Source organism: Kitasatospora sp. NBC_01246 (assembly GCF_036226505.1).
GTDB lineage: Bacteria > Actinomycetota > Actinomycetes > Streptomycetales > Streptomycetaceae > Kitasatospora.
Genome location: NZ_CP108484.1, coordinates 2,573,546 through 2,587,944 on the forward strand (window position 1 = coordinate 2,573,546; position 14,399 = coordinate 2,587,944).

13 protein-coding genes are annotated in these 14,399 nt (G+C 72.2%); 2 read left to right on the top strand and 11 right to left on the bottom strand.

From position 1 onward, the window contains the following. Positions 1 to 35 precede the first annotated feature (35 nt). Complete coding sequence (locus OG618_RS11230) at positions 36 to 764, bottom strand: MFS transporter (protein ID WP_329487200.1); 729 nt, start codon at positions 762 to 764, stop codon at positions 36 to 38. Positions 765 to 812: 48 nt separating this feature from the next. On the opposite strand from OG618_RS11230, the gene OG618_RS11235 reads away from it, so the two are divergent. Both OG618_RS11235 and OG618_RS11240 read left to right on the top strand, forming a co-directional pair. After that, on the top strand, positions 813 to 1,043 hold the full coding sequence (locus OG618_RS11235) for an ArsR/SmtB family transcription factor (RefSeq protein WP_442906782.1): 231 nt from the start codon (positions 813 to 815) through the stop codon (positions 1,041 to 1,043). Positions 1,044 to 1,135: 92 nt separating this feature from the next. Beyond that, positions 1,136 to 1,318, top strand: a complete 183-nt coding sequence (locus OG618_RS11240) for a hypothetical protein (protein WP_329487201.1) — start codon at positions 1,136 to 1,138, stop codon at positions 1,316 to 1,318. A gap of 195 nt (positions 1,319 to 1,513) precedes the next feature. Here OG618_RS11240 and OG618_RS11245 read toward each other — a convergent pair whose 3' ends face one another. The 10 genes from OG618_RS11245 to trpM form a co-directional block, all read right to left on the bottom strand. Beyond that, positions 1,514 to 2,974 (bottom strand): glutamate synthase subunit beta, encoded by a 1,461-nt coding sequence (locus OG618_RS11245; RefSeq protein WP_329487202.1) that lies wholly within the window; start codon positions 2,972 to 2,974, stop codon positions 1,514 to 1,516. Next, on the bottom strand, positions 2,967 to 7,568 hold the full coding sequence (gene gltB, locus OG618_RS11250; protein WP_329492077.1) for a glutamate synthase large subunit: 4,602 nt from the start codon (positions 7,566 to 7,568) through the stop codon (positions 2,967 to 2,969). The genes OG618_RS11245 and gltB overlap by 8 nt, the downstream gene beginning before the upstream one ends. Positions 7,569 to 8,053: 485 nt before the next feature. Then, positions 8,054 to 8,785, bottom strand: a complete 732-nt coding sequence (locus OG618_RS11255) for a VIT1/CCC1 transporter family protein (RefSeq protein WP_329487203.1) — start codon at positions 8,783 to 8,785, stop codon at positions 8,054 to 8,056. Between the two features lie 153 nt (positions 8,786 to 8,938). Beyond that, the gene (gene lgt / locus OG618_RS11260) at positions 8,939 to 9,919 is read right to left on the bottom strand and encodes a prolipoprotein diacylglyceryl transferase (protein ID WP_329487204.1); all 981 of its coding nucleotides are present in this window, start codon (positions 9,917 to 9,919) and stop codon (positions 8,939 to 8,941) included. A 162-nt stretch (positions 9,920 to 10,081) separates the two neighbouring features. Continuing rightward, complete coding sequence (locus OG618_RS11265; protein ID WP_329487205.1) at positions 10,082 to 10,945, bottom strand: DsbA family protein; 864 nt, start codon at positions 10,943 to 10,945, stop codon at positions 10,082 to 10,084. A gap of 74 nt (positions 10,946 to 11,019) precedes the next feature. After that, complete coding sequence (locus OG618_RS11270) at positions 11,020 to 11,532, bottom strand: MauE/DoxX family redox-associated membrane protein (protein ID WP_329487206.1); 513 nt, start codon at positions 11,530 to 11,532, stop codon at positions 11,020 to 11,022. A 125-nt stretch (positions 11,533 to 11,657) separates the two neighbouring features. After that, complete coding sequence (locus OG618_RS11275; RefSeq protein WP_329487207.1) at positions 11,658 to 11,915, bottom strand: hypothetical protein; 258 nt, start codon at positions 11,913 to 11,915, stop codon at positions 11,658 to 11,660. Positions 11,916 to 12,108: 193 nt separating this feature from the next. Next, entirely contained in the window at positions 12,109 to 12,918 is an 810-nt protein-coding gene (trpA, locus tag OG618_RS11280; protein ID WP_329487208.1) for a tryptophan synthase subunit alpha, read from the bottom strand. Between the two features lie 2 nt (positions 12,919 to 12,920). Next, a complete protein-coding gene (trpB, locus tag OG618_RS11285) occupies positions 12,921 to 14,195 on the bottom strand; it encodes a tryptophan synthase subunit beta (protein WP_329487209.1) in 1,275 nt (424 codons plus the stop codon). A 44-nt stretch (positions 14,196 to 14,239) separates the two neighbouring features. Further along, the gene (gene trpM, locus OG618_RS38020) at positions 14,240 to 14,392 is read right to left on the bottom strand and encodes a tryptophan biosynthesis modulator TrpM (RefSeq protein WP_380382725.1); all 153 of its coding nucleotides are present in this window, start codon (positions 14,390 to 14,392) and stop codon (positions 14,240 to 14,242) included. Positions 14,393 to 14,399: the final 7 nt, after the last annotated feature.

Here is a 14,399-nt window from a genome sequence, read left to right on the forward strand (position 1 = left end):
CAGTCTGCCATCTGACACGGACAAACAACAGTCCGTCAGCGATCGCGTTCCAGGCGTAGCAGCCCGGGTACCGCGGCCAGGCTCAGGACCAGCAGGAACAGCCACGGCCAGGCGGCGCCGCGCCCCAGCAGCAGGGTGAGCAGGGCGGGAGCGACGGCCTGGCCGATGTTCCAGGACAGTTGGTAGACCGCCAGGTAGCGGCCGCGCAGCCCGGGGTCGGCGAGCGAGACGCTGAGCTCCTCCCGGAAGGGGGTGGCCATGGTCTCGGCGAGGTTGTAGAGGAACATCGCGGCGTGGAGCGCGGCGAGGACGGCCCAGCCGGGGGCGGCGGCCACCAGGGCGAAGGCGCCGAAGGCGAGGGCGTTGAGGAGCGAGGCGGCGGCGAGCACCCTGGTCGGCCGGAACCGCTCCAGCCGCCCGGCCACCAGGTTGCCGGTGAGGACGACCTGGAGGCCGTTGAGCACCAGCAGCGAACCGGCCACCCAGGCCTCGCGGTGCAGGCCCTCGGTGAGGTAGACGGCGAGCAGCATGCTCAGGATCATCGAGCCGAAGACGAAGGTGAGGTTGACGGCGACCAGCAGCAGGTACCGGCGGTCGCGCAGCACCGCGCGGTAGCCGCCCGCCTCCTCGGCCGGGGCCGCCACCTCCGCCGGCGCGACCGCCGGGGCCGGCCGCCAGGTGGCCAGCAGGACGGTCGCGACGACGTAGCTGACGCCGTTGAGCGCCACCAGCAGCCGCAGGCTCCCGGTGCCGCCGCCGGCCACCAGGAGGGCGCCCAGCGCCCCGCCGAGGGGGAGACCTCCGGCGCCACCGTGCCCGACGGCCTGGCCCGGGTGATCGGGCGAACCAGGGCCCGGCTGCTCGCCGAACTCGACGCACCCGCCTCGACCACCGAACTCGCCGCCCGGACCGGCCTGTCGGCCGCCAACGTGTCGCACCACCTCACGGCCCTGCGCGGAGCGGGCCTGGCCGCCCGCCACCGCGCCGGCCGCACCGTCCTCTACCTGCGCACCGAGGCCGCGGAACTGCTGCTGCGCGGCTGAGCCCCGAGAACCGCCGCCGCGCGGCTGAGGCACGAAGACCGCCGCGCGGCCGGGGCCCGGAACCGCCGCGGCCCCCGGCCCGTCCAAGCGCCATGCGCCGACGCCGCCCGAGCTCCGCCGCCCTGCTGCTCACCGTGCTGGCCCTCACGGCCCTGGTGTTCGCCGTCCTGACGGTCACCGCCGAGGGGAACGACCGGGGGCTGCCGCCCCGGCCCGGCGATCCGGGCCTCCCCCGCCCCACCGTCACGATCGCCCCGGCGACGCCCCGGGTCTGAACCGCCACCGCGGCGGGCGCACGAAAGCGGCACCTGCCCTCAACTTGGTCGGGGAGAGGGCAGGCGCCGTGGGACCGCGTTTGGCCCGGCGACACTGGCGGGAGGAGCGGCTCGTACTCCCGGCGATGCGGTGCCGGGCGCTCTGGGGGTGGACGGGTCCACCGGCGGGAGTGGCCGCCGGCGGTCCGGCCGGGGTCAGACCACCAGCGGGCGGTCCGTCGGGCGAATCGGGGCGGGCAGCGGGGTCTTGCCGCCCAGGTACTTGTCCACCGCGGCGGCGGCCGAACGGCCCTCCGCGATGGCCCAGACGATCAGCGACTGGCCACGACCGGCGTCCCCGCAGACGTAGACGCCATCGACATTGGTGGCGAACTTCCCGTCCCGGGCCACATTACCCCGAGCGTCCAGGTCGACGCCAAGCTGCTCGACCAGGCCGTTCTTCACGTCCGTGCCGGTGAAGCCCATGGCCAGGGTGACCAGCTGGGCCGGGATCGCCCGCTCGGTGCCGGGGACCGGCTCGAAGCGGCCGTCCCGGAACTCGACCTCGACCAGGTGCAGCTCCTGGACGTTGCCGTCCTCGTCGCCCGTGAAGTGGGTGGTGTTGACGGCGTAGACCCGCTCGCCGCCCTCTTCGTGGGCCGAGGTGACCTTGTAGGTCATCGGCATGGTCGGCCAGGGCTGGTGGCCGGGGCGCTCGTCGCTGGGGCGCGGCATGATCTCCAGCTGGGTGACCGAGGCCGCCCCCTGGCGCAGCGCGGTGCCGAGGCAGTCCGCGCCGGTGTCGCCGCCGCCGATGACGATGACGTGCTTGCCCTTGGCGCTGATCGGCGAGTCGACGAAGTCGCCCTCCTGCACCTTGTTGGCCAGCGGCAGGTACTCCATCGCCTGGTGGATGCCCTTGAGCTCGCGCCCGGGCACCGGCAGGTCGCGGGCGGTCGTCGCACCGGCGGCCACGACCACCGCGTCGAAGCGCTCGCGCAGCTGCTGGCCGGTGATGTCCTCGCCCACGTGGACGCCGGTGCGGAACCGGGTACCCTCCGCCCGCATCTGCTCGATGCGGCGGTTGATGTGGCGCTTCTCCATCTTGAACTCGGGGATGCCGTAGCGCAGCAGGCCGCCGACGCGGTCGGCGCGCTCGTACACCACCACGGTGTGCCCGGCCCGGGTGAGCTGCTGGGCGACGGCCAGGCCGGCCGGGCCGGAGCCCACCACGGCGACCGTCTTGCCGGAGAGCCGCTCGGGGATCTGCGGCGTGACGCCGCCCCGGTCCCAGGCCTTGTCGATGATGGTGACCTCGACGTTCTTGATGGTCACCGCGTCCTGGTTGATGCCCAGCACGCACGCGGACTCGCAGGGAGCCGGGCAGAGCCGCCCGGTGAACTCCGGGAAGTTGTTGGTCGCGTGCAGCCGCTCGATCGCGCCGACGAAGTCGTCCCGGTAGGCCAGGTCGTTCCACTCGGGGATGAGGTTCCCGAGCGGGCAGCCGTTGTGGCAGAACGGGATGCCGCAGTCCATGCAGCGGCCGGCCTGCTTGCTGATGATCGGCAGGAGGCTGCGTTCGACGTAGACCTCGTTCCAGTCCCGCAAACGGACGTCCACGGGCCGGCGCTCGGCCAGCTGCTTGCCGGTGGTCAGGAAGCCCTTGGGGTCAGCCACGTGCCGCCTCCATCATCTTGCGAGTGGTCTCGGACTCGGAGAGTCCATCGCGCTCAGCGGCGTCCTTGGCGGCGAGCACAGCCTTGTAGTCGGTCGGCATGATCGTGGAGAAGCGGGAGACCCCGCTGCCCCAGTCGGCCAGGAGCTCGGCGGCGACGGTGGAGCCGGTCTCCTCGTAGTGCTGCTGCACGGTCTCCCGCAGCCATTCGCGGTCGGCGGCGCTGGGGGCCTCGATGCCCACCATGCCGTCGTTGACGTTCGCGGGCCGCAGGTCCAGCACGTAGGCGACGCCGCCGGACATGCCCGCCGCCAGGTTGCGCCCGGTCTCGCCGAGGATGACGACCCGGCCGCCGGTCATGTACTCCAGACCGTGGTCGCCGACGCCCTCCACCACCAGGGTGGCACCGGAGTTGCGGACGGCGAAGCGCTCGCCGGCCTTGCCGCGCAGGTGCACGCGGCCGCTGGTGGCGCCGTAGCCGATGGTGTTGCCGGCGATCACGTGGCTCTGCGCGTCGGCGCCGATCGCGGCCGCCTCGCGGGCCGGGCGGACGATCACCACGCCGCCGGAGAGGCCCTTGCCGACGTAGTCGTTGGCGTCGCCCTCCAGGCGCAGCGTGATGCCCTTCGGCAGGAAGGCGCCGAACGACTGCCCGGCCGAGCCGGTGAAGGTGACGTCGATGGTCCCCTCCGGCAGGCCCTCGCCGCGGTACCGCTTGGTCACCTCGTGGCCGAGCATGGTGCCGACCGTGCGGTTGACGTTGCGGATCGGCAGCTGGATGCGGACGGCGTCGCCGCGCTCCAGGGCGTCCTGGGCGAGGTCGATCAGCTGGTTGTCCAGCGCCTTGTCGAGCGCGTGGTCCTGCGTGGTGGTGCGGTGCAGGGCCGCGCCCTCGGGCAGCTCGGGGACGTGGAACAGCGGCGCCAGGTCGAGCCCGGCGGCCTTCCAGTGCTCGATCGCGGCCTGGGCGTTGATGTGCTCGGCGTGGCCGACCGCTTCCTCGATCGTGCGGAAGCCCAGCTCGGCGAGGATCTCGCGGACCTCCTCGGCGATGAACTCGAAGAAGTTGACGACGAACTCGGGCTTGCCGGAGAAGCGCTCGCGCAGCACCGGGTTCTGGGTGGCGACGCCGACCGGGCAGGTGTCCAGGTGGCAGACGCGCATCATGATGCAGCCGGAGACGACCAGCGGGGCGGTGGCGAAGCCGAACTCCTCGGCGCCCAGCAGCGCGGCGATGACGACGTCGCGGCCGGTCTTCAGCTGGCCGTCGGTCTGCACCACGATGCGGTCGCGCAGGCCGTTGAGCAGCAGGGTCTGCTGGGTCTCGGCGAGGCCGAGCTCCCAGGGACCGCCCGCGTGCTTGAGCGAGGTGAGCGGCGAGGCGCCGGTGCCGCCGTCGTGGCCGGAGACCAGCACGACGTCCGCGTGCGCCTTGGAGACGCCGGCCGCGACCGTGCCGACGCCGACCTCGGAGACCAGCTTCACGTGGATGCGGGCCGCCGGGTTGGCGTTCTTGAGGTCGTGGATCAGCTGGGCGAGGTCCTCGATGGAGTAGATGTCGTGGTGCGGCGGCGGGGAGATCAGGCCGACACCCGGGGTGGAGTGCCGGGTCTTGGCGACCCACGGGTAGACCTTGTGGCCGGGCAGCTGGCCGCCCTCGCCGGGCTTGGCGCCCTGGGCCATCTTGATCTGGATGTCGTCCGCGTTGACCAGGTACTCGGAGGTGACGCCGAACCGGCCGGAGGCGACCTGCTTGATCGCCGAGCGGCGCTCGGGGTCGTAGAGGCGGTCCGGGTCCTCGCCGCCCTCACCGGTGTTGGACTTGCCGCCGAGCCGGTTCATCGCGATGGCCAGCGTCTCGTGCGCCTCCAGCGAGATGGAGCCGTAGGACATGGCACCGGTGGAGAAGCGCTTGACGATCTCGGAGACCGGCTCGACCTCGTCGACGGAGATCGGGGTGCGGCCGAGGGTGTCGAGGCGGAACAGGCCGCGCAGCGTCATCAGGCGCTCGGACTGCTCGTTCACCCGGTCGGTGTACTGCTTGAAGATGTCGTACCGGCGGTTGCGGGTGGAGTGCTGCAGCCGGAAGACGGTGTCCGGGTCGAACAGGTGCGGCTCGCCCTCGCGGCGCCACTGGTACTCGCCGCCGATCTCCAGCGCGCGGTGCGCGGCGGGGATGCCGGAGGCGGGGTACGCCTTGGCGTGGCGGGCGGCCACCTCCTTGGCGATCTCGTCGAGGCCGATGCCGCCGAGCTTGGTGGTGGTGCCCGCGAAGTAGGCGCCGACCAGCTCCTGGGAGAGGCCGATCGCCTCGAAGACCTGCGCGCCGCGGTAGGAGGCGACGGTGGAGATGCCCATCTTGGACATGACCTTGAGCACGCCCTTGCCGAGCGCCTTGATCAGGTTCTTGATGGCCCGCTCGGGCTCGACGCCCTCGATGAAGACTCCCTGGGCGACGAGGTCCTCGACGGACTCCATGGCCAGGTACGGGTTGACCGCGCCGGCGCCGTAGCCGATCAGCAGCGCGACGTGGTGCACCTCGCGGACGTCGCCGGCCTCGACCAGCAGCGACACCTGGGTGCGCTGCTTGGTGCGGATCAGGTGGTGGTGGATCGCGGAGGTGAGCAGCAGCGAGGGGATCGGCGCGTGCTCGGCGTCCGAGTGCCGGTCCGAGAGCACCACGATCCGGGCGCCGTCGGCGATCGCGGCGTCGGCCTCGGCGGCGATCTCGGCCAGCCGCGCGGCCAGGCCCTCGCCGCCGGTGGCGACCTTGTACAGGCCGGAGAGCGTGACGGCCTTGAGGCCGGGCTGGTCCCCGTCGTGGTTGATGTGGACGAGCTTGGCCAGCTCGTCGTTGTCGATCACCGGGAAGGTGATGCCGACCGAGCGGCAGGAGGCGGCCTCGGCGGTCAGCAGGTTGCCCTCGGGGCCGAGGTTGCTCAGCAGCGAGGTGACGAGCTCCTCGCGGATGGCGTCCAGCGGCGGGTTGGTGACCTGCGCGAAGAGCTGCACGAAGTAGTCGAACAGCAGCCGCGGCTTCTCGGAGAGCGCCGCGATCGGGCTGTCGGTGCCCATCGAGCCGAGCGCCTCGCCACCGGTGCGGGCCATCGGCGCGAGGATGACCCGCAGCTCCTCCTCGGTGTACCCGAAGGTCTGCTGACGGCGGGTCACCGACGCGTGGGTGTGCGCGATGTGCTCGCGCTCGGGCAGCTTGGCGAGCTGGATCTGGCCGCCGTCGACCCACTCCGCGTAGGGGTGCTCGGACGCCAGCGCGGACTTGATCTCCTCGTCCTCGACGATGCGGTGCTCCGCGGTGTCGATGAGGAACATCTTGCCGGGCTGCAGCCGGCCCTTGCGGGCGACCTTCTCCTGCTCGATGTCGAGCACGCCGACCTCGGAGGAGAGGACGACCAGGCCGTCCTCGGTGATCCAGTAACGGGCCGGGCGCAGGCCGTTGCGGTCCAGCACGGCGCCGATCTGGGTGCCGTCGGTGAAGGTGACGCAGGCCGGGCCGTCCCAGGGCTCCATCAGGTTGGAGTGGTACTGGTAGAACGCGCGGCGGGCCGGCTCCATGGTGGCGTGGTTCTCCCACGCCTCCGGGATCATCATCAGCACCGAGTGCGGCAGCGAGCGTCCGCCGAGGTGGAGCAGCTCCAGGACCTCGTCGAAGGAGGCCGAGTCGGAGTGGTCCGGGGTGCAGATCGGGAAGATCCGGTCGAGCCCCTGCCCGTTCTTGTTGGCCGGGATGAGGTCGGTGGCGAGCTGGGACTCGCGGGCGGTCATCCAGTTCCGGTTGCCCTTGACCGTGTTGATCTCGCCGTTGTGCGCGACGAAGCGGTACGGGTGGGCGAGCGGCCAGCTCGGGAAGGTGTTGGTGGAGAAGCGCGAGTGCACCAGGCCGAGCGCGGAGGCGTAGAGCCGGTCCGACAGGTCGGGGAAGAAGGGCTCCAGCTGGCCGGTGGTCAGCATGCCCTTGTAGACGATGGTGCGCGCGGAGAGCGACGGGAAGTACACGCCGGCCTCGCGCTCGGAGCGCTTGCGGACGACGAAGGCGAGCCGGTCGAGGGTGATGCCCGCGCTGCCGTCCTTGGCCAGGAACACCTGGCGGAAGCGCGGCATCACCGAGCGGGCGGTGGCGCCCAGCAGGTCGGGGGTGACCGGGACGTCGCGCCAGCCGAGGACGGTGAGGTCCTCCTCCGCGGCGATGGCCTCGATCTGCGCGACGGCGGTGGCGGCGGCCTCGTCCTCGTCGGGCAGGAAGGCGATGCCGACCGCGTAGGAGCCGGCCGCGGGCAGCTCGAAGGAGACCTTGGCGCGCAGGAAGGCGTCGGGGACCTGGGTCAGGATGCCCGCGCCGTCACCGGAGTCCGGCTCGGCGCCGGTGGCACCCCGGTGCTCCAGGTTGCGCAGGACGGTGAGCGCCTGCTCGACGATCTTGTGGTCGGCGATGCCGGTCAGCGTGGCGACGAAGCCGACGCCACAGGCGTCGTGCTCGTTCCTCGGGTCGTACAGGCCCTGAGCAGCAGGTCGCGCATCCGGAACGAGCGCGTACGGCGGGCGGGCGGCGCCGGCCTGGGGCTCGTTGGCGGAGTGCATGGATGCAGACAGCATCGGCTCTCCCGTCGTCGTCTTGAGCAATGAGCTTCGTGCAATAGGGACGACGTTGGCCCTCTGCGATTTCGTGCAGGTTACATGATGCCGGAGATCCCGAGAAGTGGAACATCTCGTCCATATGGCGGACATGACCCCAGGTCAGGGGCTATTACCGGCGAGTAGTGCGAGCGGGAGGAGTCGGTTTGCCGACTGCGCGCTCCTTCCAGTGTGCCCGTGCCGCGGAGGACCGAAACGGGACCGAAATCCCCCGTCGACAAGATCGCCACGAGCGCGCCTGCGATTCGATCCTCCGGGGCCGATCGGACCGAAGGAATCCTCGGACCGGCGGCTCTTCGGCCGATACTAGGACGACCGGGCATCCGGGCCCATGTGCGGAACGTCACGCGCTGCACAGCATAACCATGCAGCCTGCTGTAGCAATCGACGATTCCCCGCCCCGGCCGCCACAGCGCCCCGGCGGGCCCCGGTCAGCCGACCTGCCCGCCGATGAGCATGCCCAGCAGATACGTCACCGCGGCCGCCGCCCCGCCCAGCACCAGCTGCCGCAGCCCGCTGAACCACCAGGTCCGCGCCGTCACCCGGGCGACCACCGCACCGCAGAGGAAGAGGCCGCCCGTCGCGAGCAGCACCGCGGGCAGCAGCGAGGTCGCTCCCAGCAGGTACGGCAGCAGCGGCAGCAGCGCGCCGACCGCGAAGCAGACGAACGAGGACCCGGCCGCGACCCACGGCGAGGGCAGGTCGTTGGGGTCCACCCCCAGCTCCTCCCGGGCGTGGACCTCCAGGGTCCGCTCCGGATCCGCGGAGAGCTGCCGGGCCACCTCGCGCGCCAGCTCCGGATCGACCCCGCGCGAGGCGTAGAGCTCGGCCAGCTCGGCCAGCTCGCCCTGCGGGTTGCGGCGCAGCTCCAGCCGCTCGGCCTCGATCTCCGCCTGCACCAGCTCGCGCTGCGAGGCCACCGAGGTGTACTCCCCCGCCGCCATCGAGCAGGCACCGGCCGCCAGACCGGCGAGGCCGGTGATCACCACCGTGCCGCTGGAGGCCGCGCCCCCGACGACGCCGGTCATCAGCGCGAAGTTGGAGACCAGCCCGTCCATCGCACCGAACACCGCCGGCCGCAGCCAGCCGCCGTTCACATCGCGGTGGTGCCCTGCGGCGGGCACGCGGGGGTGTTGCCCGGCCTCGGGTTCAAGGGTGGTCACGCTCACGGTCCCGGGTCTCCGTCCGATCGTCCGACGACCCGAACGTAGTCCTTCCGGCCTGGGCACTTCCAGCAAAGTAAGGCTGTCCGAACACACCTCCGGCCGCCCTCCGCGGAAGTCGGGAGAACGGCCGGTGGCAGGGGAAAGAGCTGGTCAGGTGAGGTTCTTGGCGTCCTTGTCGGCACTCCCGGCGACGGACCGGGCCGACTCGCCGTCCACCTTTTTGTCCGAGGGGCGAGACGCCACCGGGCTGTCACCCGAGGAACCCGGAGCCTCCACGGGCTCGGCGGCGTCGGACGGGCCGGTCACGGTCGGGTCGATGGTCGCCGGGTCCTCCCGGCCGGGGTGCTTCTTGCCGACGATCACGAGGTAGACGACGGCGGAGATGAAGACCGCGATCGCCACCCAGTCGTTGAGCCGCAGCCCGAAGAAGGTGTGCGCCTCGTCGATCCGCAGCCACTCGGTCCAGAACCGGCCGACCGTGTACGCGGCCACGTACAGCGCGAAGGCCCGGCCGTGGCCGAGGGTGAACCGGCGGTCCGCCCAGATCACCAGCGCCGCGACGCCCACGCACCAGAGCGACTCGTAGAGGAAGGTCGGGTGGTAGATCCCGGTGACCACCTCGCCGTTGGGCAGCGTCTTGTCGATCTCCAGGCCCCACGGCAGCGTGGTCTCCCGGCCGTACAGCTCCTGGTTGAACCAGTTGCCCCAGCGGCCGAGCGCCTGGGCCAGCGCGATGCCCGGCGCGATGGCGTCGGCGTAGGCGGGCAGCGGCACGCCCCGGCGGCGGGCACCGATCCAGGCGCCGACCGCGCCGAACGCGATCGCACCCCAGATCCCGAGGCCGCCCTCCCAGATCTTGAAGGCGTTCCAGGGGTTCTTCCCCTCGCCGAAGTAGAGCTGGTTGTCGGTGATCACGTGGTAGAGCCGGCCGCCGACCAGGCCGAAGGGCACGGCCCAGACGGCGATGTCGCCGACCGTGTGCTTGCCGCCACCACGGGCGACCCAGCGCTTGCTGCCGAGCCAGACGGCGACGACGACACCGAGGATGATGCAGAAGGCGTAGGCGCGCAGCGGGATCGGTCCGATGTAGAGGACACCCCGCGACGGGCTGGGAATGTAGGCGATATCCATGGCAGCTCCGACGCTACAGGGTCGGCGGCCCGCCCCGGTCACCCCGCGGGTCACAGATCCCGAACAACAGGGTGCCGGGCGCCGGACGCCGGGCCGGACGCCGGACGCACCGCCACCCGCTCCGGACGGGGAGGGGCGGCGGGCGACCGGCCGGGGCCGGCCTCAGCCGGCGTTCGGCGACGGGTTGTTGCTCTCCGGCGCGGTGCCGGTCGGCGCCGGGGACTGCCCGTGCGAACCCGGTGTGCCCAGCTTCTTGCCCTGGTTGGCGGCGTCCACCCACGCGACCAGGTTCTGCGGGGTGATCTCCTCGTTGCCGTTCTTCGGGTAGATCGGCTGGCCGTTGAGCAGCACCGTCGGCGTCGACTTGTAGCTGGACTTGTCGAAGTCCTGCTGCACCGCGGAGACCCACCCGCCGTAGGTGTTGTCGTTGACGCAGGCCTCGAAGGCCGGCGTGGCCAGGCCGTCGACCTGCTTGGCGAGGTTGATCAGGGTGGCCTTGTCGCCGAAGGCGTCGTTGGTCTCGTCCGGCTGGTTGCGGTAGAGCACGTCGTGGTAGTCGCGGAAGTGCCCGGCCTGCTGGGCGCAGCCCAGCGCGTTGGCCCCGGCCTTGGAGCCCTTGCCGGGCACCGCCCGGTCGATGAACGAGACGATGTGGTAGTTGGTGTAGATCTTGCCCGCGTCTTCCAACTGGTCGATGGTGGAGGCGAATTCACGCTCGAAGGTGCCGCAGGCGGGGCAGCGCGGGTCCTCGTAGACGGTGAGCACGGCCGGGGCGTCGGCGGCGCCGACCGGGACGGCGAGGTTCTTGTCGCCGATGGTGCCGGCCGGTGCGGCGGTCGGGGTCTCCGGCTTGGAGCGCCCGTTCTGCACCACGACGCCGGTCACCACGGCGGCGGCGATCACCGCCAGCACCACACCGCCGATCACCAGCTTCTTCTTGCGCCGGCCGCGGGCCTCGTCGGCCGCCCGGTCCGCCAGCATCCGCTCGCGGGCGGTGCGCTTGCCTTCTCGGTTCTTCTCGCTCATCGCCTTGACATCCACTGTTCGCCTTGACATCCACTAGCGGGGAAAGGGGTGTGGGGATGGGTGCCCGCGGCCGCTCAGGCCGCCAGCCAGCCGTCCACCGAGAACTTGGTGCGGGGGCGCCAGATCAGCCAGCCGGCCAGGAGCAGGAACCCGGTGTCGCGCAGGATCTCCTGGAGGTACTCGGTCTGCGAGGCGTCCACCGCCCCGCCGCCGCCGAAGCAGCCGCAGTCGATCGAGATGCCGCGCGCCCAGGCCGAGGCGATCCCGGCGATGAAGGCGAGCAGCAGCAGCGCGGACACGCCCGCGACCAGCCGGACACCGAGCCCGATCACCAGCAGCAGCGCGAGCGCCAGCTCCAGGAAAGGCAGGGCGTAGCCGACCGGCTTGACCAGCGACTCGGGCAGGATCTCGTACGCGCGGACCGCCTGGGCCGCCTCCGCCGGATCGGCGATCTTGGCCAGTCCGGCCCAGCCCCAGACCACGGCGAGGCCGAGCCGGGCGGCGGTGCCGATCCACTCCGTCCAGGCCGGCCACGGACGCCGGGCCGCCGGCTCGGTCTGGCTGAGGTGCGCTGCCGGGCCGGCCATCGGGAAACCCCCCTCGGGAAACACGTTCACTTCCTGAGGAACCGTAAGGGATGAAGGGTGGTTCCTCCATATTCAGGAATTAAGCCGGATGAGTGACGTCTGATGGCGTTCTGTCCGAATGTGTTCTAGCGCCCGTTCGGGTCGCAGCCCGGCGGGCGCCCGGGGTCGTAGAGGTCCGGGCGGCTCTCGTGCGCCGAGCGCGTCGCCCGCGCCACCGCGTCCACCCGGGCCGCCTCGGCGCAGACGTACGCGTCCCGCTCGGCCCGCTCCGCCCCCCGCCTGGCCAGCGCGTGTCCCACCGCGGTGTCCGCCCCGACCGCCGCGGACAGGGCCAGCACGGCGGCCGCCGCCCGCAGCAGGACGGCTCGCTGCAGACCCGGCACCGGCGGACCCCTTCCGTTCGCTTCACGCCCCCGTACACGTGGTTCGTGCACTCGTCCCTCCACTCAACGCCGGTCAACCCCACCTGATGCGTCGGAGCCGCCTTGTTCACCCGTTCGGGTCCGGCCGGGCACGCCGACGGCCCGTCGCCCCCTCCGGAGGGGGCGACGGGCCGTCGGCGTCGGACGCGGGTGCCTACCGGCGGCGGACGCCCCGGGCCAGCTCGCCGGCCAGCTCGCGGACGGCGGCCAGCGCGGCCGGCTCGTCCCCGTCGGCGTCCAGGATCCGCTGGACGAAGGCCGAGCCGACGATCACGCCGTCCGCGAAGCCCGCCACCTCGGCGGCCTGGGCGGCGGTCGAGACGCCGAGGCCGACGCAGACCGGCAGGTCGGTGGTGGCCCTGGTCCGGGCGACCAGGTCCTCGGCGAGGTTGCCGACCTGCGCCCGGGTACCGGTCACCCCCATCACCGCGGCCGCGTAGACGAAGCCGGAGCCCGCCGCGGTGACCTCGGCGAGGCGCTTGTCCCTGCTGCTGGGGGCGACCACGAAGACGGTGTCGAGGCCGTGCTCGCCCGCCGCCTTGCGCCACTCCTCGGACTCCTCGACCGGCAGGTCCGGCAGGATGCAGCCGGCCCCGCCGGCGGCGGCCAGGTCGGCGGCGAAGCGCGCCGTGCCGTAGCGGTCGACCGGGTTCCAGTAGGTCATGACCAGCACCGCCGCCGCGGGGTGGGCGGTGGCCACCTCCTGGACGGTGCGCAGCACGTCCTTGATCTTCACCCCGGCCCGCAGCGCGATGTCGTCGGCGGTCTGGATGGTCGGGCCGTCCAGGACCGGGTCGGAGTGCGGCAGGCCGATCTCGACGACGTCGCAGCCGCCCTCGATCAGCGCGTTGACGGCGCGCACGCCGCCGTCGACGGTCGGGAAGCCGGCCGGCAGGTAGCCGATCAGCGCGGCGCGGTTCTCCGCCTTGGCCCCGGCCAGGACATCACTGAGCTTCGAAGCCATGGTCACTTACCCCCGTTGCCGGTGCCGTCGCCGGCGTTGCCGGCCGCCTTGCCACCGGTCTCGTCGTACAGGCCGAAGTACTCGGCCGCGGTGTGCATGTCCTTGTCGCCGCGCCCGGAGAGCGAGACCAGGATGGTGGCCTCCGGTCCGAGCTCGCGGCCCAGCTCCAGGGCGCCGGCCAGCGCGTGGGCGCTCTCGATGGCCGGGATGATGCCCTCGGTGCGGGACAGCAGCCGCAGGGCCTGCATGGCGGCGTCGTCGGTGACCGGGCGGTACTCGGCCCGGCCGGTGTCCTTCAGCCAGGCGTGCTCCGGGCCGACGCCCGGGTAGTCCAGACCGGCCGAGATGGAGTGCGACTCGATGGTCTGGCCGTCCTCGTCCTGCAGGACGTAGGTGCGCGAGCCGTGCAGCACCCCGGGGTCGCCCTTGGTGAGGGTGGCGGCGTGCTTCGGGGTCTCGGCGCCCTCGCCGGCCGCCTCGCAGCCGATCAGGCGCACCCCGGCGTCCGGGATGAACTCGTGGAAGATGCCCATCGCGTTGGAGCCGCCGCCGACGCAGGCGACCACGGCGTCCGGCAGCCGTCCGGTCCGCTCCAGCACCTGCTCGCGGGCCTCGACGCCGATGACCCGGTGGAAGTCGCGGACCATCATCGGGAACGGGTGCGGGCCGGCCACCGTGCCGAACAGGTAGTGGGTGGAGTCCACGTTGGCGACCCAGTCGCGGAACGCCTCGTTGATGGCGTCCTTGAGGGTGCGGCTGCCGGAGGTCACGGACACCACCTCGGCGCCGAGCATCCGCATCCGCGCCACGTTCAGCGCCTGGCGCTGGGTGTCGACCTCGCCCATGTAGATGGTGCAGTCGAAGCCGAACAGCGCGCAGGCGGTGGCGGTGGCCACGCCGTGCTGGCCGGCGCCGGTCTCGGCGATGATCCGGGTCTTGCCCATCCGCCGGGTCAGCAGGGCCTGGCCCAGCACGTTGTTGATCTTGTGCGAGCCGGTGTGGTTGAGGTCCTCGCGCTTGAGCAGGACGCGCGCGCCGCCCGCCTCGGCGGAGAAGCGGTGCACATCGGTCAGCGGGGAGGGGCGGCCGGTGTAGTCCTTCAGCAGCCCGTCCAGCTCGGCCGCGAAGGCCGGGTCGGCCTTGGCCTTCTCGTACTCGTCGGCGACCTGTTCGACGGCGGCGACCAGCGCCTCCGGGATGAAACGGCCCCCGTAGGCGCCGAAGTAACCGCGGGCGTCCGGCACCTCGGCGCCGGGCAGGTAGTCCTTCTCGGACATGGTGGAGTCCTTCTCGCAGATGACGGCAGTGACGTCGGAACGGCCTAGCGGCCGTGCGTCCTGCGCCATCGGCGGCCCTGCACCTGCCCGGGCTCGCAGCCGATCACGTAGCGCACCCGCCTGCCCAGCACCCGGCGTGCGGGCGCGCGGCAGCCGCGCGGGCGGCAACCGGGAGCGAGACGGGAGGCGAGTTTCATGGCGGCG